Annotated in this window: 14 protein-coding genes and 1 pseudogene; 12 read left to right on the forward strand and 3 right to left on the reverse strand. The window is 66.0% G+C overall.

The window, feature by feature from the left end:
• Nucleotides 1–41: 41 nt before the first annotated feature.
• The 3 genes and pseudogenes from ACFFIA_RS30750 to ACFFIA_RS30760 all read left to right on the forward strand — a co-directional run bounded on the left by ACFFIA_RS30750 (nt 42) and on the right by ACFFIA_RS30760 (nt 4,790).
• Entirely contained in the window at nt 42–203 is a 162-nt protein-coding gene (locus tag ACFFIA_RS30750; RefSeq protein ID WP_377257513.1) for a hypothetical protein, read from the forward strand.
• Between the two features lie 376 nt (nt 204–579).
• Nucleotides 580–680, forward strand: a pseudogene (locus ACFFIA_RS30755) (glycosyltransferase); the annotation flags it as partial.
• Between the two features lie 915 nt (nt 681–1,595).
• Complete coding sequence (locus ACFFIA_RS30760) at nt 1,596–4,790, forward strand: hypothetical protein (RefSeq protein ID WP_377257515.1); 3,195 nt, start codon at nt 1,596–1,598, stop codon at nt 4,788–4,790.
• 300 nt (nt 4,791–5,090) lie between these two features.
• Here ACFFIA_RS30760 and ACFFIA_RS30765 read toward each other — a convergent pair whose 3' ends face one another.
• Nucleotides 5,091–5,216, reverse strand: coding sequence for a hypothetical protein (locus ACFFIA_RS30765; RefSeq protein WP_377257517.1), 126 nt, complete (start codon nt 5,214–5,216; stop codon nt 5,091–5,093).
• A gap of 79 nt (nt 5,217–5,295) precedes the next feature.
• Here ACFFIA_RS30765 and ACFFIA_RS30770 point away from each other — a divergent pair, with 79 nt between their 5' ends.
• The 9 genes from ACFFIA_RS30770 to ACFFIA_RS30810 all read left to right on the forward strand — a co-directional run bounded on the left by ACFFIA_RS30770 (nt 5,296) and on the right by ACFFIA_RS30810 (nt 16,944).
• Complete coding sequence (locus tag ACFFIA_RS30770; RefSeq protein ID WP_377257519.1) at nt 5,296–6,591, forward strand: tyrosine-type recombinase/integrase; 1,296 nt, start codon at nt 5,296–5,298, stop codon at nt 6,589–6,591.
• The gene (locus tag ACFFIA_RS30775; RefSeq protein ID WP_377257521.1) at nt 6,588–8,246 is read left to right on the forward strand and encodes a hypothetical protein; all 1,659 of its coding nucleotides are present in this window, start codon (nt 6,588–6,590) and stop codon (nt 8,244–8,246) included. Before ACFFIA_RS30770 ends, ACFFIA_RS30775 begins: the two co-directional genes overlap by 4 nt.
• A 69-nt stretch (nt 8,247–8,315) precedes the next feature.
• Complete coding sequence (locus ACFFIA_RS30780; protein ID WP_377257523.1) at nt 8,316–9,530, forward strand: tyrosine-type recombinase/integrase; 1,215 nt, start codon at nt 8,316–8,318, stop codon at nt 9,528–9,530.
• On the forward strand, nt 9,527–11,962 hold the full coding sequence (locus tag ACFFIA_RS30785; RefSeq protein WP_377257525.1) for a tyrosine-type recombinase/integrase: 2,436 nt from the start codon (nt 9,527–9,529) through the stop codon (nt 11,960–11,962). The genes ACFFIA_RS30780 and ACFFIA_RS30785 overlap by 4 nt, the downstream gene beginning before the upstream one ends.
• 229 nt (nt 11,963–12,191) lie before the next feature.
• Nucleotides 12,192–12,395 carry a hypothetical protein gene (locus ACFFIA_RS30790; protein ID WP_377257527.1) on the forward strand — a complete coding sequence of 68 codons (204 nt, stop codon included), beginning with the start codon at nt 12,192–12,194 and terminating at the stop codon, nt 12,393–12,395.
• A gap of 178 nt (nt 12,396–12,573) precedes the next feature.
• On the forward strand, nt 12,574–12,969 hold the full coding sequence (locus tag ACFFIA_RS30795) for a tyrosine-type recombinase/integrase (RefSeq protein ID WP_377257529.1): 396 nt from the start codon (nt 12,574–12,576) through the stop codon (nt 12,967–12,969).
• A gap of 78 nt (nt 12,970–13,047) precedes the next feature.
• The gene (locus ACFFIA_RS30800; protein WP_377257531.1) at nt 13,048–14,196 is read left to right on the forward strand and encodes a tyrosine-type recombinase/integrase; all 1,149 of its coding nucleotides are present in this window, start codon (nt 13,048–13,050) and stop codon (nt 14,194–14,196) included.
• Between the two features lie 18 nt (nt 14,197–14,214).
• The gene (locus ACFFIA_RS30805; RefSeq protein ID WP_377257533.1) at nt 14,215–14,547 is read left to right on the forward strand and encodes a helix-turn-helix domain-containing protein; all 333 of its coding nucleotides are present in this window, start codon (nt 14,215–14,217) and stop codon (nt 14,545–14,547) included.
• A 3-nt stretch (nt 14,548–14,550) separates the two neighbouring features.
• A complete protein-coding gene (locus tag ACFFIA_RS30810) occupies nt 14,551–16,944 on the forward strand; it encodes a hypothetical protein (protein ID WP_377257535.1) in 2,394 nt (797 codons plus the stop codon).
• A 489-nt stretch (nt 16,945–17,433) separates the two neighbouring features.
• Here ACFFIA_RS30810 and ACFFIA_RS30815 read toward each other — a convergent pair whose 3' ends face one another.
• Nucleotides 17,434–18,831, reverse strand: coding sequence for a hypothetical protein (locus ACFFIA_RS30815; RefSeq protein WP_377257537.1), 1,398 nt, complete (start codon nt 18,829–18,831; stop codon nt 17,434–17,436).
• Nucleotides 18,828–19,448, reverse strand: coding sequence for a hypothetical protein (locus ACFFIA_RS30820; protein WP_377257539.1), 621 nt, complete (start codon nt 19,446–19,448; stop codon nt 18,828–18,830). The genes ACFFIA_RS30815 and ACFFIA_RS30820 overlap by 4 nt, the downstream gene beginning before the upstream one ends.
• Nucleotides 19,449–19,494: the final 46 nt, after the last annotated feature.

Consider the following 19,494-nt stretch of genomic DNA (forward strand, 5'->3'; position numbering starts at 1 on the left):
TGCGCGGCCGAACGTTGACAAGACCAGACCCGCCTAGCGGCGTGCACCTACTGACCGGCCCGGAGGCGCTGACCAATGCGCAGATCGCGCCGAAACTCGCCGCGACCCTGTACCGGCCGGTACGGTCCGTCGAACTGACCGCCGAGCAGTTGCTGGCCCGGCTGACCGCCAGTGCCCGCCCGACGGGTTCGCCACCGTCGTAGTTGCCCTGTGCAACGACGTTGCCACCGGTCGCTCGCCGGACCGTAGGTTACGGCATACGAACCGCTTCACGACTGTGTTGGCGTCCCAGTTCGCGGCGCCGATTGTTCAGGAGCGGCAGGCGGACCCGGCGGCTAAGGCGGCTCGGAGGAAGGCAGCCGTGGCGGCGAAGAGGGCGGCGTCGGGTGCGGATGTGCGGCCGTATCGACGGATGCCTGCGGCGGAACACGTGCTGGAGGTCTACCGCCGGGCCGGCTCCGTCGCCGCGGTCGCTCAGCATTTTGGCGTGCCCCGGTACACCGTGGACGGCTGGGCGCGGCGGCTACGTGCTCAGGGATACGCGATTGGCCGGTGAAGCCGTTATGGGTGAAATCTCCTGTAGCGCTTGAGGCCCAGGCGTGCGGCACCCGGTGGTGGCGGCCGCGGTCGGCGGTCTGGTGACGGCGGTACGCGACGGTGTGAGCGGTGTGCTCGTCGACGTCATTGGGCAGGTCAGCTCTTCCTACCAACGCTGCCAGGAACGCACGTTGCGGTCGCCGAAGTCCCAATTTGAACCGACTGCCTCTTCTTTCAAATCAGCCCGGCGGGGTCTTTCAATGGTTGTTATAACCTGGCTTTGAGCTGCGCAAACGCCCATGATCGCACGGAAGTCTATGTCATTTGGCTGTCGATGGTTGGCGTGGTTTCCGGGGGTAAACGAGGGGTGGGTCAGCTTCTTTGGCGATCTCGGGGATGGGCGTGCCGCAGTCGCGCAGTGCCTGGGCGAAGACGAGCGTGTCGTCGTCGACCACCTTGGGTCGGCCGCCGTGGTTGTCCCGCGCGGCCCGCGATCCGCTGGCCTTCGCGGGTCTTTCGCGGATGTAGTCGCGCGGTCGAGTTGGGCGGCCATGGCGCAGACGGCGAAGATCCTGGAGCCCACGCCGGTCGGGTCGTAGACGCCGGTCGGCTGGCCCGTGAGAAGTTCGAGTTCGATCCCAGCCCTGTCAGCTGCTGGCAGCGAAGGCGCGACGGGAGGTGCGTCAGCTCGCGGGGCCGGCGATGCCGACGTGCGCCGCCAGCTGGCCGGCCTGCCAGCGCAATGGTCGACCATGGCACAGCGGCCCCGGTCGCTCGGGTTGAGCACTACCGACCACGCCTGTCATCAAGAGTCAGGCGGCTTCCCGCGTTCTGTCTACCGTCTCTACGACGCCGAGCAAGAGCTCCTGTAGATCGGGGGGAAGCTCGCACGGGGGCTATTCGGGCCCAGCGCTGTCGGCGGCAGTTGAGAGCCGCCGGTCAGGCAGCAGCGAGCAGGGCTGCCTCTTTGTCCGAGTAAGCTCCGGTCGGCGGAATCTTGAGGCGGGTTTTCCGCGTGCACCGCCCGGGCACTGGACGATTGTCAAGGATGTGCACTGATGCTGGGCGAGTACAGGCAGGTCGAGCAGGCACCTTTCGGGCCGAAAGAGCGGCAGGTCCACCGTCTGCTCGGCCTGCTGGGTCGTGGCCCAGCCGCCCAGTATGCCGACGCGATCCGCATACTTCGTGGGGTGTCGCCGCTGGAGACCAGCTCTCATGTGGTCGCGCACATGGCCCGCGAGATCGAATCGGCAGTACGTAAGATCCTCGCCGAGCTCATCCCAAGGGCGGAATGGGCCAAGTTGGAGGCGACGAAAAAGCAAGGACAGAGAGACCCGAGTATGTCGCTGGTCGTCGATGCGATCTGGTCGGCTTTGGGTCTGGATGGCGGTGATCCGGTTCGGGAGATGTGGAAGTCGGGCCGTTGGCATAAGGCTGCCCACCGTCGTGGGCTGCTTCCGCCTCGCCCGGCCGACAACGAGCTGGTCGACCGTTGGAACAACCTCGGAGCAGTGTTGTGGAAGGTACTCGGCGGCTATGAGGCGATGTTCGTGCGAGCGTTGCCTGCGATCGATGAGTTGGCCGTCGCGGACCCGGTCACCAAGGACCATGTGTCCCGCCTGATGAACCAGGTCCCGAACAGCGTGCCGGCGTTGAGTCGTTTCTTTGAGCGGGCCACGCCGGCCTGGTTCGAACCACTTCGCGAGGCGGGGTACTTCGCGTCGCCACAGCGGCTGCAAGCCGACCCGGATGGCGCCATCAGCTACCAGCCGTGGCCGCCCGGACGTTACCTCACTCGGATCGCGAGGGATCGGAGCCGTTCTCAGGCAGTCATCGACGTGGTCCTCGCGTTGGACACCGACAACCCGGAAGCCGCCGAAACGGTGGCCGATGTCGCCTTGGCGGTACCCGCAGCGATGGCCGCTCGACTAGCTTTCAAGATCGCATTGCTGCTGCGGTCGTCGGTGCAGTGGCGGCTTCCGTCGAAGGCGGTCAAGCTCCTGCCCGTCCTCGTCGCTGGCGGACAGTCTGAAGCCGCCGCGGCGCTCTTGGCCGCGCTGCTGCCGGCGCCGACCCGCCGGGGACGGCGCAGCGGGCACCTTCCTCGGGATGTCGTTACACACCTCTTCCCCGAGTTGGGCATGCCCGGGGTCGCCGCGATTGCTGGCAGGCTGGCGGAGCAGCCGGAGAACCCCCTCGACGATCTGGCTCAATCAGAGGTGTGGTGGCCGGTCATCGATTCATCTGACGTGCTGGATGCACGCGACCAGCTGGTGACCACGCTGCGCGACGCCGCGTTGTCCGTCGCAGCTGACAGCGGAGCAGCCGATGTGGTACGGGTGCTTAAGGCACATCCGGACAGCGTCTTTCATCGCTTGGCCTTGCATGTGCTCCTACGTTTCCCTGAGCCGACGCTCGTCGCCACGGCGCTGGTCGACGCTGAGGCTTTCCACGACATCGAGCGCTTTGTCGAGTACGGGGAGTTGCTGCGAGCACACTTCGCTGAACTTTCCCGCGCGGACCAGAACCTTCTCCTGGACTTTGTCGATCAAGGGCCGCAGCACACGAACGACCCGGCCGCCGTGGAGCGTTGGAGGCACCGCCAGTTTGCCCGGTTCGGGGATGCCTTGCCTCAGCGATACCAGGCCGAACGGGCCGCGCTGGTTAAGAATCTCGGCGAACCTGGCGCCACCTTCAATCGGGCAGGGACCGGCGAACGGTCGGACCTGCTCGCGCTATCCAGTGCGCCGCTGCCCGCATTGGACACGATGAGCGATGATGACCTCATCGCCTATCTGGCGGCTTGGGTGCCAACTGGCAAGTGGGAAGACCCGAATATCGACGACGCGCAACGGGAGATCGCTGCGGCGGCGGAGCGAGACCCTCGCCGCTTCGCTGCCCTGGCACCACGATTCATCACCCTCGACACCGTCTACGCCGCCAGTCTTTTCGCAGGGCTACGCCAAGCGATTGCCGTGCCCGCGGAGCCGGATGGAGACGCTACACCCCGATTCGATTGGCAGCCGGTGCTGGAATTCGGCGCATCCGTCATGTCCGAACCGCGTCGGCTTCCCGATCGACCTGGGTACCGCGATAGCCACCGGGATACCTTCTGGGCCTGGGCTCGGCGAAACCTCGCCGGGCTGCTCGCCGTTGGCGTGCAGCGCGAGCTGCCGGAGGCGCTCCTCGACCAGGCCCTCGAACTGATCATCCAGCTCTTCCACGAACCGGATCCGATCATCCGTGACGACGGATCCGGCGAGGACTCACATCCTGCCAGCGACGTCCGCCACGAGGCATTCGGCGCCCTGTTGCGGTACGCCGTCCGCCGACACGATCCGGCAGCGCCCGCGCTGCCCCAGGCCGTCCGTCAGGTACTCGACCAGCATCTCGACCCTGATGTCGACCCCAGTCCCTCGATCCGTGCCTTCTACGGTGGAAATGTCAACCTTCTAGCCAGGCTAGACGCAAGCTGGACTCACCAACGCATCCGGCAGATCTTCATCCACACCACCGAGCCAGGTATCGCTTCGGCAGCCTGGAACGCCTATCTGCGATCCTCAGGCCCCGCCGAGGTGACAGCTCACCTTCTACGCGCGTTGTACGAGCAACACCTCACCACGGTCACCGAGTCGCAGGAAGTCAATACCGATCCCGACCGCCCGGAAGACCGCCTCATACAGCACCTCGCGATTCTCTACCAGCACGGCGCCATGCCACTGGACTCCGCGCCCTTCGCGACATTCCTCGACCACGCTGCGCTGCCCATGCGTGCCCGCCTGATCGAGGTTATCGGCGAACAACTGCCAATGCATCAGCGCATCGAGCGGGCCCAAGCTGGCCGGCTACAGGCGCTCTGGACCAGACAGTTCGACATTGCCCGACGAGCCGGAGGCGACCTGGCCGAGATCGCCGGCTTCGGCCTATGGTTCAGCTCCGGAGCCCTTCCAGACGAGTGGGCGCTGCGACAGCTCAACTACGCGCTCGCCGCCGGAGCCACCCTCACATCCTGCTACGACATCGCCGTACGGCTAGCGGCCCTTCCACCAGAGTGCCTACCCCAAGCCGTCGCCGCCATGGCACTGCTGATCGACGCTCCCGACGAACCCTGGTTCATCACCGGCGCCACCGACGAAATCGCTGCGGTACTCCAAAACGGCCTACACTCCGCCAACCCGAGCACCCAACAGCTCGCGAGCCACACCGCCAGCAGACTCGTCGCCCGCGGCCACGCCAGCTTCACCGAACTCTAACCCGATGGGCTGGCGCCGATCACCACCCACAAACCCAGCTCCCCGGCAAGCGCCGCGGTCCGCTCGATCTGCTCGCGTACCTGCACCCAGTCGACGTTTCCAGCCGGACAGAGCCTGCTTGGCCTGCGGCGACCCCGGGTACGCGGAGATGGCCCCCTCCGGGAAATGGACCAGCTGCACGCGCTGCTCATGCGCTTGCCGCATCAGCGTGCGCACCGCCGAACCGTTCGCGGGCCGCGTCGCAACTGACCGGGCTCTGCGCGGCAGCGATCCGAATAGTCCTGTCCATGGAAGGCCGCGCTAGGCATGGGTGGTGAACGCGTGGCGGACTTCGGTCGGATGCTGGGTCCACCAGTGCAGCAGCGCCTCCCCGGACAGAAACAGTTCGTCGCAGCCGTGGTCGTTGCGGTCGTAGTGGAAGACCAAGTGCCTCGTTGACTGAACTAGGCTGGCGTGTTTTCCCTGCTCATTGCCCATATGATCTTTGTGGTGCTAGCTTCTGCCGGTGATCGGGGAGGCGGCGAGCGACCGCGACTTGGCGACCTTGGTGGTTCCGCAGTGGGGGCGGCTCGACGATGCCGGTGATGCCGCGGAGCCGTACCGGTTGCTCGACGACGGTAACGAGGCGATCGAGGCGGTCACTGTCTACTTTCGGGAGTTGCTGGCGTCTGGGTGCGCGACGACGACGCTGCGCTCGTACGGAATGGATCTGCTGCGATGGTTCCGCTTCCTTGTCGCCGTCGACGCCTGCTGGGATCGAGCCGGCCGCGTCGAGGCGCGTGACTTCATGATCTGGCTGCGGGTGGCGGACAAGCCGAAGCGGACGCACTGGCGGCGTCAGCGCGATCCGGAAACGGCCCGGGCAGCACTGTCGTCAGTAGCGTCTGCTGGCGGATCGGTGCTCGCGCCAGGGGCGCCGAATCCGGTCACGGGCAAGCCGAACCTGGGCCGGGGGTACTCGGCGGCGACGCGGGCTCACGCCGAGACGGTGCTGCGGGCGTTCTACGACTTCCATTTGGAGCGCGGTACCGGACCGATCGTGAACCCGTTCCCGCTGGAGCGGGCTCGACGGGGCAGTCGGGCGAACGCGCACCACAACCCGCTCCAGCCGTTCAAGGCAGAACGCAAGGGCCGCTACCGCCCGCGTGTTCAGTCGCGAGTGCCGCGGCGCATTCCCGACGATCTGTTCAACGCGCTGTTCGCTGTGCTGACCTCGCATCGGGATCGCGCGTTGTTGGCGTTTTGGGTCTCGACGGGGGTCAGGGCGCAGGAGCTCCTCGACGCCCGTCGCCGCGACGCGGACCCGGGTCAGCAGCTCATTTCGGTGGTGCGCAAGGGCAGCCGCGTCGTGCAGCGGCTGCCGGCCTCGGCGGATGCGTTCGTATGGTTGCGGCTCTATCAGGAGCAGCTGTGGCGTAGCGGCGTGCCGCGGGATGCCGGCTCATGGCTGTGGTGGACGCTGCGGCGGCCGTGGCGTCGGTTGACCTACCCAGCGGCCAGGGCAATGTTCGGGCGAGCCAACAGCCTGCTCGGGGCAAACTGGACGCTGCACGACGTGAGGCATACCGCGGCGTACCGCATGGCCCGAGATCCGCAGCTGCCACTCACCGATGTGCAATGGGTGCTTGGGCACGCCTCGCTGAGCACGACGCAGATCTACACAGTTGCGTCGCAGGAAGAGGTGATCGCCGACGTGCTGGCCCACCATACCCGCCGGGCGAGCACGCCGGCGGTCCCGGCGCCTGCTGCGCCGGGTTACGACCCGGCCAGCCTCAACGTACTGTTTGGCAATCTGCCGTGACCGCTGCATTTGCTGCTGAACGGGCGCCCACCCCGGATGCGTCGGACATCGAGGCCACCGTGGCGGCGGAGGAGTTGCTGCGGCGGTTCCCGCCGCGCCCGGACGAGGGCTGCTGGCCCCGGTCGATGCTGAGCACGGACGAGGTTCTCGCCCTGCTGGACAGCCCTGGGTTTCGTGCTCCCACGCCGCAGCTGCGACGCAACCGTAGACGTGGGACAGTTCTGCTCCTACGGTGGTTGGCGACATTTCCTGGCGACTCGTGGCAGGAGCGCTGGCATGCCAGCGGCGTCGAGGCGCATGACGGCAAGCGCTGGGAGACGGCGCCCGTGGACTGGCTTGCTGGGCAAGGTGTCCGGTCGAGCGGAAACGAGGCACTGCTCGGGTCCGGGCTGCTGATGCTGATCTGCGCCGATGCGCTGCGGCCGAGCATGGCGTGGATGTACAGCCGGCATCTGCACCAGCTCACCCGAGCGATGCAGGCGCACCGCGATCCCGTCGCTCTGGCGCGGCTGCGGGACGCGTTCACCGCGCGGAAGGTCCGCGCCGATCTGGTCGGGCGATGCCTGCTGAAGATCGCCGTCATCATGGCGCGTAAGGGCGGCGGCGTCGCGGACATTACCGTCGGGGACTGCGTCGAGGCCGCGGACGCCCACGATGAGGCGCAACGACACGGGCAGGGCTCGTCGCTGGTCTACGAGGTGCTGCGCTCACTGGGCCAGTTCCCGACCGACGCACCCGCCCACATCCGCGCCTTCCGGTCCGCGAAGGGGCAGCGAAGCGTCGAGCAACTCGTGGATCGGTACAACATCGCCTGCCGCCCGGTACGGGATCTGCTGGTGGCCTACCTGAAGGAACGCCAGCCCAGGCTGGACTACACCTCCCTGGAGGCGCTGGCACGCACGCTCGCCGGCCCGTTCTTCTGGCAAGGCTTGGAACTGCACCACCCAGGCATCAGCTCCCTGCGCCTGGCCCCAGAGCTCGTCGAAGCGTGGAAGCAAAGAGCCGCGACGAAGCTGCGCCGGATCCAACAGCACGACGGAACCTGTGTGGAACTCCAACAGCCGCGGGCCAACTCCAAAGCGCTCCTGCTGTTGGTCCGGGCGTTCTATCTGGATATCGCCCAGTGGGCCGTTGAGGACCCGGCCCGGTGGGGGCAATGGGCGGCGCCGTGCCCAGTCGGTGACGCCGACGTCGACCGGCGCAAAGACAAACGGCACCGCAAGTCGCGCACCGACCAGCGCACCCGGGAACGACTGCCCGCCCTGCCGCTGCTGGTCCAGCACGTTGCCGAGCAGCGGCGGCGCGCGGCGGCGCGGCTGCAAGCGCTGCTGTCCACGCCGCCGGGCGAGGTGTTCAGCGTCGAGGGCGAAACGCTACGCCGGGTCAAGCTGTCCCAGCGCACCGACGGCGTCTGGGCGCAGGACTACACCGCAGGCGCGAAGCGCCGCAACCTCGCCTTCGAGGAGCACCAAGCCTTCTGGGGCTGGGCGCTGGTGGAGGTGTTGCGCCACACCGGCATCCGCATCGAGGAACTGACCGAGTTGACCCACCACAGCATCACCCAGTACCGGCTGCCGACCACCGGCGAACTGGTGCCGCTGCTGCAGATCGCCCCATCCAAGACCGACGAAGAACGTCTGCTACCAATTGACTGAACTACCTGGAGCGTTTTCCCAGGTCAGTGACCGTTTTCTGGCTGTGTCGTTGGTCCTTCCGTGGATGGGATGCACGAGCCGTCGCGGGACTTGGCGGTCATGGTTGTGCCTCGAGTTGGCTACCTCGCCGAGACCGGTGACGTGTGCGATCCGTACCGGCTCGTTGATGGTGATGGAGCCGGGGTGGAGGCGGTCACCGTGTACTTCCGAGATCTGCAGGCGGCCGGCCGCTCGACAGCGACGTTGCGTTCCTACGGACTGGACCTGTTGCGCTGGTTCAGATTTCTGTGGGCTGTCGACGTCCCGTGGAGCCGGGCGACTCGGGTGGAGGCACGGAACTTCTGCCGCTGGATGCTGGTAGCTGGCAAGCCGCTCCGATCGCACTGGCGTCATCAGGGCGCGTCGCCGGTAGCACAGTCTACTGTGGAGTCTTATGCGCCGTCGGTGCGGGCGCACTGTGAGACCGTGCTGCGTTGCTTCTACGAATTCCACCTCGAAGCCGGTAGCGGGCCGATCATCAACCCGTTCCCGCTGGACCGGGCGCGGCGACGCGGCAGGTCGCATGCCCATCACAACCCGATGGAGCCGTTCCGCAGCGAGCGCAGCGGGCTCTACCGGCCGCGGGTGCCATCCCGGGTGCCGCGCAGCGTCTCGGACGACGAGTTCAATGAGATCTTCGCCAAGCTACCCTCCCACCGTGACCGGGCGTTGGTCGCCTTCTACGTCTCGACCGGTGCCCGGGCCTCGGAGTTATTGTCGGCCACGTTGGCCGGTGTCGACCCCGGCCGTCAGCTGATCACGGTGGTGCGCAAGGGAACCCGCGAACTACAGCAACTGCCGGCCTCCACGGACGCGTTCGTGTGGTTGCGGCTCTACCAGGTGGAGATGGAGGGCTTGATTCCCAAGGGGCGGCGGCAGCCACTGTGGTGGACGCTGCGCCGACCGGTGCGGCCGCTGACCTACCACGCCGCGCACCGGATGTTCGAGCGGGCCGGCCAGGCCGTGGGAAGCGCAGCGACGCTGCACTCGTTGCGGCACACCGCCGCCTACCGGATGGCCGAGGATCCCGCGCTGCCGCTCACCGACGTTCAGTTCGTCCTCGGGCATGCCCTGTTGAGTACTACGCAGATCTACCTGACTCCCCGCAAGGAGGAGGTGATCCGCCGGGTCTTGGCCCATCACGCCGAGCAGACGCGGCAGGCTGCCCAGCGGACGCGTCCGGCTCCTGCGCCCGGCTATCGGCCGGAGACGCTGGACGTGCTGTTCGGGAGCCGGACCACATGACCACGATGGCCGCGTTTCCCGGCATTGCGTCTCGTCCGTCCAAGGCCCAACGTGAGTCCGCCCGCACCGGGTTCCCACCGCGTCCCGTGGCGACGGACTGGCCGCAGACCCGGCAGGAACGCGATGCGGTATGGCAGCGGCTCACCAGCGGGGCGTTCGTCCTGAGCAACCCCAACAGCCAGGAACGGCGGGTGCGTGGGCTGGGCTGGCTGCTGGAGTGGTTGGCAGACCAGCCCGGTCAGACCTGGCAGCAACGCTGGATGGCCAGCGGCGCTGACCCTCTGGGCGGCGAGTGGCGGCAGGCGCCGATCGCCTGGCAGCGGGCGCGTGGCCGCGAGTCGCGATGGCTATGGCATGAACTGTCGGGTGCGCTGGTCGTCGCGATCTGCGGCGACCTGGTCCGTCCCTCGCTGAGCTGCCTGGTCGCCGGAGCGGCCGGCAAAGGCTCGCTGACCCGCAACCTGGCCCGCCACCGTGACCCGCAGGGCTTCGCACGCCTGCGCCAGTTGTGCGACGCCGACCCCCACGTATCCGACACTGCGGCAAGCCTCACCCTGCGGCGCAGTGCCGAGATCATCGCCGCGAAAGGTGGCCTACTGGCGGACATCACCGTCGGCGACGCGCTGGAGTTGATGGACCACGAGGCCGAGACGTTCACCTGCCCAACCCGCGATCACAAAGTCTTCTACCGCATGCTGCGCGAGATGGGGAACTTCGGAATCGAGGCGCCGCAACGGTTGCGGGCGTTCCGCACCGCGGGCCAACTCACCCCGGCCGAACTCGTCGACCGCTACCAGCTGCAATGCCGCCCAATCCGTGACCTGCTTGTGGACTACCTGTCCGAACGCCAGCCCGCCCTGGACTACACCAGCCTGAAGAACCTCGCCTACTACCTGGCACAACGGTTCTGGGCCGATCTCGAACAGCATCACCCCGGGATCGAGAGCCTGCGCCTGCCGCCAGACGTCACGGAGGCGTGGAAGCAACGCCAGCGCACCAAACCCCAGGTAATCACCACGGCCACGGGTGAGAAGGCCGTCACCACGGCCGAACGCGTCGGCTACCGGCAATGTCTGACCCCGGTTCGAGCCTTCTACCTGGATTTGTCACAGTGGGCCATCGAGGATCCAGCCCGATGGGCGCAGTGGGCAGCCCCCTGCCCGGTCAGCCAGGAGGAGATCAGCACACGCAAGTTCCAGCGTCAACGCAAGGCACGCATGGACGCGCGGACTCGGGAACGGCTGCCGGTCCTGCCGGTGCTGGTGCGCACTGTCGACCAGCGGCGCAAGACCGCCGCCGAACTCCTGCTGGCCGCCAGCCAGACCGCGCCTGGCCAGCCATTCACCGCTGCCGGTCAGACGCTGACCCGCTCGATGACCAGGACCGCCGAGAAGGTTTGGGCCAACGACCCGGAAACCGGCAAACGCCGCGACCTCGGCCACGAGGAGGACCACGCGTTCTGGGCCTGGGCCGCCGTTGAAGTCCTTCGGCTCACCGGATGCCGTGTCGAGGAGCTGCTGGAGATCAGCCATCACAGCCTGATCCAGTACCGCCTGCCCACCACCGGCGAGATCGTGCCGCTGCTGCAGATCGTCCCGTCGAAGACCGACGAGGAGAGACTCCTGGTCGTCTCCCCGGAGTTGGCGGACGTGTTGTCCACCGTCATCCGCCGCGTCCGCGAGCCAGACGGAACCGTTCCGCGCGTGCCCGTCTACGACCGCTACCAATGCGTGTGGCGCCCACCGTCGCCGGTCCTATTCCAGCGACGGTTCTCCAGCGAAATCCGAGCGATCAGCGACAGCTCGCTGCGGACCATGCTCAACTCCGCCCTAATCCACACCGGTCTGACGGACCCCACAAGCGGGAAGCCCTTGCACTACTCGCCCCACGACTTCCGGAGAATCTTCATCACCGACGCCGTCATGAGCGGCCTACCACCGCACATCGCCCAAGTCATCGCGGGTCACCGAGACATCAACGTCACCCTCGGATACAAAGCCGTCTACCCCGACGAGGCCATCCAAGCCCACCTGGCCTTCCTCGCCCGAAGGCGGGCCCTACGTCCGGGCGAGGAGTACCGCGTGCCCACCGACAAGGAATGGGAGGAATTCCTCGGCCACTTCGAACTCAGGAAGGTCGCCACCGGCACCTGCGGGCGCGCCTTCGGGACGCCCTGCGTCCACGAGCACAGCTGCCTACGGTGCAGCATGCATTGGCCCGATCCCGCCCAACGCACACGCATCGCCGAGATCCGCGACAACCTGCTGGCCCGCATCGCCGAGGCCGAGCATGAAGGCTGGCTCGGCGAGGTCGAGGGCCTCAAAGTCAGCCTCGCCGGAGCCGAGGACAAGCTCGCCCAGCTCGACCGCAGGTCCCGCAACGGCGCTACCGTCGAGCTCGGTTTGCCCACCGTCAGAGACGAGCAACGTTGAACGGCACAGAACGCGACGAACCGAGCCGAGACCTCAACGCCTGGACCATCGAAGACCTCGAAGCCCATGCCGCCGCCGAACACGGCCACGAGCTGGAACGAGTACGCGTCGCAGCCCAGGCCGGAGCCTACCGGCCAGGCCAACCGCGCCAGGCCCGCCTACGCTGGGCCAAGCTGTCACTGCACGCGAACGAGCGGCTGCACGGCGACGAACCGCGGGATCGGGCCCGATGCTCGCCCACAACTTCGCGCTCCGCACCTGGATCATCGAGCACCTCGGCCCCGACACCGATCCGGACTGGGATCCTGAATCCCTCGCCGCCGACACCCTCGCAGCGCTCACCCTCGATCCCACCCAGCTCGCACGATATCCGCAGGCTGGCGCGACCTCCCGATCGAGCAGATCGGCGAGCTACGCCGACACAAAACCATGACAGCCCACTTGGACAGACTGGTCGACATCCTGCAGCCCGGACCGACCAAGGACCGACTCGTCGCCTGGACAGAGGTGCGCAAACTGCTGCCGTGAGCCATCGCCCCGCCAGCGGGCTACGGGACTCAGTCGCAAGATCGTAAGTTCAGAGAATACTGGTCGACCCCGAACTGGCCGATGTGCTCAGCGCCATCGTCACCCGGGTCAGACAGGCCGACGGCAGCATCCCCAGCATCGCGGCCTACGACTACACGGAGAAGGTGTGGAACCCGCCAATGCCGCTACTGTTCCAGCGCACCTTCGCCGGACAGCAGCGCCCGATCTCGCCGGCGGCTTGTCGCGCCCTGCTCACCGCAGCCATCGCCGCGTCCGGCCTGACCGACGTCGACGGCGAAGCGTTGCGGTATCAGCCCCACGACTTTCGAAGGATCTTTGTCACCGACGCCGTCATGAACGGCCTGCCCCCGCATATTGCCCAGATCATCTGCGGACACAGGAACATCAACACCACCATCGGCTACAAAAACCCTCGGGAATTGCGTCAGACGGGTGAATTTCTGCGCTTGGCCTGCTGAGTAGGGGTTCTGAATGTGTCCCCCGAAGCGGTGGTTTATGCCGTCTGACCAGTATCTCGTGGCGGTCGAGCCCGTTGGATGCATGATGCCGCTGTCAAACGGGTGCGGCTGGTTGGCGCGGAGGGTGGCGTGGGACGAGGTGGTCTGGCTGGTGCGGCGCAGCTTCAGCTCGTCTCCGGCGTGGTGCAGTTGCGGCCCGAGGACGCCATGGTCGACGCGATGTTGAAGGGCTGGCGGGCGCAGCAGGCGGCCCGGGGGTTGCGGGAGGACACGATCACGCCGCGGGAGCGGTTGGTGCGCCGGTTTCTGGAGTTCACGAACGAGTATCCGTGGAACTGGGCTCCGTCGCATGTGGACGAATGGACGCAGTCGCTGACGAGTGAGAGTCACCTTGCGCCCTCGACGATCCGTGGCTACCAGACGGACCTGCGGCTGTTCAGCGAGTACCTCACCGACGGCCGGTATGGGTGGGCGGTGGAGTGCGAGAAGGCGTTCGGCACGTTCCCGGTGGCGATCTGCCACGAGTGGAACACCATCGCCCACCTCAACGAATACGAAGGCAGGCCCGAGGCCCGGCCGATGACCCGGGAAGAGTTGCAGCTCTTCCTCGACTTCGCCGACGAGCAGGTAGAACGAGCCGTCAGCAGCAAACGCAAGGGCGCGCTGGCCGCCTACCGCGACGCCACCCTGTTCAAAGTCATCTACGGCTGGGGGCTGCGCCGCACCGAGACGTCGAAGCTGGATCTGGTCGACTTCGGCCGCAATCCGGCAGCGCCGGAGTTCGGCCGGTACGGCATGCTCCACGTCCGCTACGGCAAAGCGGTGCGTGGCCAGCCGCCGCGGCGGCGCAACATCGCGGCGGTAATGGGCTGGGCGGTAGAGGCGCTCGCCGACTACGTGGAGAACATCCGCCCGCGGTTCGGCTGCGAGGACCACCCGGCGTTGTGGGTGACCGAGCGCGGTGGACGGGTGAAGCCGGCCGAGATCAACGCCCGTTTCGTTTCCTACCGTGATGCGCTTGGCCTGCCCAAAGAGCTGTCGCCCCACTCGCTGCGCCACTCCTACGTGACGCACCTGACCGAAGACGGCGTTGATCGCCGGTTCATCCAAGAGCAGGTCGGCCATCGCTGCGACACCTCGACGGCGATCTACACCCATGTCAGCGGGGACTTCATGAACACCGCACTGCGCAAGGCGCTGACCCCGGCTTTCACCGGGACGGGCTGAGCTGGAAGGGATGCGGCGATGACACCCAAACTCGACTACCGGTGGCACCTGCGGCAGGTGATGGCGGCCAAGGGGATGTTCTCCACCACCGACTTGATCCCGCTGCTGGCACAGCGCGACATCGACCTGTCGTCCAGCCAGGTCTATCGGCTCGTCGTCGACCGGCCCGAACGCCTCAGCCTCAAGATCTTGATGGCGTTGCTGGACATCCTCGAATGCACGATGGAGGACCTCATCGAGCCGGTCGCCGTCGCCGCACCGGCTCGCCGGAAGAAGGCCGCCGGTGGAGAGGAAGCCGGGGTCGGCGACCTGCGACCGAAGCGAGCTCGCATCGCCCCGGTCAACGGCTGACCCGTGCCCGTCTTCGCCTCGTTGGTGCTCGCCGACCCGCTCGGCGTCATCGTCGGCCTTGTCACCGGCATCGACCCCTCGCTGGACACCGCGACCGTTCAGAAGATCGCCGAGACGACCGCCGCGGGCCGAGCCAAGCGACGCAAGCTCGCGCAGGCCCTGCTCGACAAGCCGTCGCTGCTGGTCGACGGCCGCTCGCCGGCGCCGCGAGCGGCCGGTGACCTGCTCATCGCGCTGCGCCGGGCCGGTTCCACCGCCGTGTCGGCACCGGTCTGCACGAAGTGCGGCAAACAGCTGCGCACCCTGCAACGGCGCGGCGAAGACTGGTACTGCGGTGTCTGCGGCCCGATTCGAGAGTCCTGCGTCGGCTGCGGCAAGGTCCGACGCGTGCACTCCCGCGACCGGGCCGGCCAGCCCTGCTGCGTTGCCTGCCGACCCGACGGCCAGGACGCGACCGACACGGTGGTCGGCATCGTCGCCGGCATCGACCCCGCTCTGGCGGCCGACGTGGTCGCCTCCGCGGTCATCGTCGCGGTGAGCCAACCCGGGCAACGCCAGCAACTCGCCTGGGCGCTGCAGGACCGACCCGACCTGTTGACCGGCGCCGGCGCCGAAGCCCCCGTTCCGTCGGTGCTGCGCCTCATCGACCTGCTCTGCGACGCGGGTTCCACGAAGGTCGTCCGGCCGCCCTGCCCACACTGCGGACGCGTGCTCACCCTGGTCAAACCCCGCGACGGGCTGCGCCTTTGCCGCAACTGCGTCGCCAAATCCCGAGCCGAGACCTGCGCCGGCTGCGGAGTCGTCCGGGAAGCCGCCACCCGCGGTGAACACGGCGAACCACTGTGTCCGAACTGCCTGATCACCGACCCCGCCAACCAAGAGATCTGTCTCGACTGCGGCCGCCGCCGGCCCGTGAGCATCCGCACCCCAGACGGGCCGATCTGCCCCTCCTGCCGGACCGAGCCCGTGTTGACCTGCGCCATCTGCACACGCGTCGCACCCTGCGCGATCAACCAAGCAACCGGTGAACCGTGGTGCAAGGCATGTCGACAGCGGTGGGCGCGGTGCAGCCGTTGCGACCAGGTCCGCGCAGTGCGCGGCGGTATCCGAACCCAGCCGCTCTGCGCCACCTGCACCCGACCCGAACCAGGCTTCTGGCGCAGCTGCCCAGGCTGCGGTCTGGAAGGCCAGTTCGGCAGCGGACCCTGCACCCGCTGCAACATCGACGCCCGCCTGCGCGAGCTCCTCGACGACGGCACCGGCAGCGTCCGGGCCGAGCTGACGTCGCTGCACCACAACCTGCTGCACGCCGAACAGCCCGACACCGTGTTGTCCTGGCTGGCCAAGAATTCCGGCGCCGCCATCCTGCGCGAGCTCGCCGCCGCCGACCGCGCGCTCACCCACGAAGCACTCGACGAACTGCCGGACACCAAGCCGCTCAAACACCTGCGCGCGATCCTCGTCGCCACCGGCGCGCTTCCCGTCCGCGACGAACACATGGCCCGCCTGGAGCAGGCGGTTGCCCGCGCTATCGGTCAGCGCGACAACCCCGACGAGCAGCACCTCCTGCGCCGTTACGCGATTTGGCACATGCTGCGTCGCCTGCGCAGCCGCAACCGGGGCGCCGAGACGACTTCGATCCAGGCCGCGAACCTGATGCGGCACCTGCGAGGTGCCCTGCAACTGCTCGACTGGCTCACCGCCCACCAACTCACCCTGCAGACGGCCCGCCAGGGCGATCTCGATAGATGGCTGACCAGCGACGGACCCAAGCACCACCGCGAGGTTGGGCACTTCATCCGCTGGGCCAAAACCCAGAAGCTCACCAACCTCGAGCTTCCCGCCATCAGGTGGGCAGGTCCCCAGGAGGCCATCGACACCGAAGCCCGCTGGGAGCAGGCCCGTCGGCTGCTGCACGACGACACACTCAAGCCCGAAGACCGAGTCGCCGGCCTGTTCGTCCTGCTCTACGCCCAGTGGCCCGCAGCCATCTGCCGACTCACCATCGACCACGTCACCACCGACGACCAGACAGTCCAGCTGCTCCTCGGCGACGAGCCCGTCGAGCTGCCCGAACCTCTCGCCGGCCTCGTCCTGCAACTGGTCGCCACCCGCCGAGGGCACGCCCGGCTCGGCGACCGAGGCACCTCCCAATGGCTGTTCCCCGGAGGCGAACCCGCGCGACACGTCAGCTCCTACCGCCTCACCGAGCGGCTCCGCCACCTCGGGCTGCGGACCGGACAAGCCCGATCCGCAGCGCTGTTCCAACTCAGCACCGAGCTCCCAGCAGCGTTGCTCGCCCGGATGCTCGGCATCCACATCAGCGTCGCGGTCAACTGGCAACGGGCCTCGGCCGCAGACTGGGCAGCCTACGCGGCAGACGTCAGCCGCCGGTGAAGATAGGCATTCAGACAGTTCCAATATCCGACGTCGCCAGAGGCCGTCTACCCTGCTGAGGCCATCGAAGCACACCGCGCGTTCATCGCCAGACGACGGGCGACCCGACCCAGCGAAGAATACCGGACCCCGACCTCAGCCGAATGGGACTCCTTCCTGGCCCACTTCGAGCAGCGCAAGGTTTCTGTCGGAACCTGCGCGAGAGCCTTCGGCACACCATGTATTCATGAACACGCATGCGTTCGGTGTTCGCTGCTGCGGGCAGGGCCCGAGCAACGGCCCCGCCTGATCGAGATACGCGACAACCTTCTGGCCCGCATCGCCGAGGCCGAACGGGAAGGCTGGCTAGGTGAAGTCGAGGGTCTGCGCATCAGTCTCGCCGGAGCGCAGGACAAGCTGATCCAGATCGACTCGGAGATCACCCGGCGCGCCGGCACGGTGTATCTGGGTCTGCCGTCCTTCGCGGTATAGGTAGTCCGGATCCAAAGGTCAAGCCTCATCTGTTGATTCTTCGGCGGACCTTGGTCCAATAGCGGCGGAGACGTCCGCTAATTCCTCGTGCGAGAGACGTGCTAGCAGTGGTACCGCAACTTCCGCTAGCTCAATGACGTAATACATGGCGTTGCTGTTACCCGCTGCCGTTCCTTCTCGAAGGTTGCAGCGCACGGTCTTCCCGGAACTGCCCACCCTCGCAATTGCCTCAACGACGCTGGCTCCCTGTATTGCAGATTCCACCGCGATTAAGGTTTGATCAGCGGAAACATCCGGACGTTCTTCTGAACCGTATGAGATCGTAGAGTCTCCATTGGACATCTTAACTTCGCTGATCATAACCGAAGCCATGTCGGCTCTAGTTTTCAGTTCCGTAGTGGTCACAAGCGGCACCGAAAGTGAACTGTCAGGAAGTTCCCTAACGTACCTCGGTGCGAAGTGAATTCGTCGAGCGCTTGTCCGCATCGTCAACGTACCGTTGACTACTTCCCATCTTGGGGAATCGACGCTGGCGGACGCATTGATAACTCGGCAAGCTTTAGCTGTTAGGCGGTACGCGCAGCCCGCCAGAAGGCGTTGTAGGTTATCGCTCGGCGGAAAGTCGCCAAGCTCGCACAGACGCTCTGTTCTAAGTCCACGACCAATCCTATCCCAGAAACCTGGGTCGGGCAGATCTGGAAGCTCAAGGATAAATCGGAGGTTTGCAGCGTCGAGGATTGCGGTTGTCCCGGTAGCCGCGGGAAACTGCGAGGGTGAAGCTCCCGAGCCGATCCACACAGCGTGAAGCAGTCTGTTAAGTTGGGATGCTCGATCCGAGTCAAGAGCAGTTTCGGCGGCCTGCACTGCAATGCTTGTCAGTTCGTAGTCGGCATGTTGTGCACCCGCGAAGCCAGCTCCCACCTCCTCACTTATTCGCGTTGCCCGATCGGAAGAAATGAGTCCTCTTCCTCCTTGCAGAAGTGCATGTGACAACAAAGAAACAACGGGTGCAGTGTCGGTCTGCCGATCCAACGCCTCGAGACCGTACGGATCAGTGATCAGAGTCCGCTGCTCGCTACTCTGCTGTTCTAGGTCCGCACTAGTGTTGTCATCAACCTCGATCGGAACGAGCGGCATCAAGATAGGTCGCTCAGAGGCGAGCATATCAAGGTCCTGGAGCAGGTCCCACGCACGGTACGAAGTGCGCAGGAATACGCTCCTGGATTCCGTCTCGCCAGGCCAGGAAAGAATGAGATCAGGTACGAACGTGTGGTTAAAATGATCGGTTACAGCTACCTTCACGCGCTCGTCTGCCGCGTGAATATTTTCGACAACGGCATTTTTGATAGCCGAAATTCGCGACCTCGGATCCTCGTCAGAGGCTAAGTATCTGATGACGTCAGCAAACTGGCTCACATCAGACCCCTCTCGATACGGCGCTGCACAAGAAAACCACGTTCCTCATCGTCAATGAGAAGCCGCTCCTGCTTGTCGGACAGGACGACGAGCCAGAGCCGTTCCTGCAACTCCTCAATGACGCCCATCTCCAGCTTTGATCGCACCTCGTCAGCATCGGTAGTTCCAAACAGTCGGTTCCCATTCGCGACGCATCCATCGAGGATGGAATCAGTCGAACACAGCTTCTGCCAACCCCTTGCGCGAAATGGATTCCATGTTATGAACATGAACTGATTGATAAATTGAGAAAAGTCTCTGTAAACCAGGTAACATTGCGCCAAGAACTTGTCGAAGTGCTCGCCTTGGTCCGAGTCACTTGAGTAGTTCTTCGCTTCGGCAACAAAGTTATGATGATCGAACTCGCCGCCGTACAGGATGCCGCCCAGGTCGAAGGAGAACTCGTTTTGGCCAGCGTGAGGCCAGAAGAAGGTCAAGCGGCTGGCTGGAACGTCATCCTTATTGGTCCACGAACTCCTGGTCCTGGTTGTTGCGTCAAGGTAGCGCTTGGCGCGCTGTGCGCCATCTTCACCCTTGTGGTGCAGCGCCTCTCCTCGTCGCTGTCGCCTCCCAGTCATGCGGTGAGACTACCGTCCGAGGCGGAATGATCACTATCGGGCACCT

It is taken from the genome of Phytohabitans kaempferiae (assembly GCF_042433955.1).
Lineage (GTDB): Bacteria > Actinomycetota > Actinomycetes > Mycobacteriales > Micromonosporaceae > Phytohabitans > Phytohabitans kaempferiae.

Excerpts from the sequence above, each read along its gene's own strand:
- ACFFIA_RS30760 (WP_377257515.1), top strand. The coding sequence starts at position 1,596 with ATGCTGGGCGAGTACAGGCAGGTCGAGCAGGCACCTTTCGGGCCGAAA.
- ACFFIA_RS30780 (WP_377257523.1), top strand. The coding sequence starts at position 8,316 with ATGCACGAGCCGTCGCGGGACTTGGCGGTCATGGTTGTGCCTCGAGTT.
- ACFFIA_RS30785 (WP_377257525.1), top strand. The coding sequence starts at position 9,527 with ATGACCACGATGGCCGCGTTTCCCGGCATTGCGTCTCGTCCGTCCAAG.
- ACFFIA_RS30790 (WP_377257527.1), top strand. The coding sequence starts at position 12,192 with ATGCTCGCCCACAACTTCGCGCTCCGCACCTGGATCATCGAGCACCTC.
- ACFFIA_RS30800 (WP_377257531.1), top strand. The coding sequence starts at position 13,048 with ATGCATGATGCCGCTGTCAAACGGGTGCGGCTGGTTGGCGCGGAGGGT.
- ACFFIA_RS30805 (WP_377257533.1), top strand. The coding sequence starts at position 14,215 with ATGACACCCAAACTCGACTACCGGTGGCACCTGCGGCAGGTGATGGCG.
- ACFFIA_RS30820 (WP_377257539.1), bottom strand. The coding sequence starts at position 19,448 with ATGACTGGGAGGCGACAGCGACGAGGAGAGGCGCTGCACCACAAGGGT.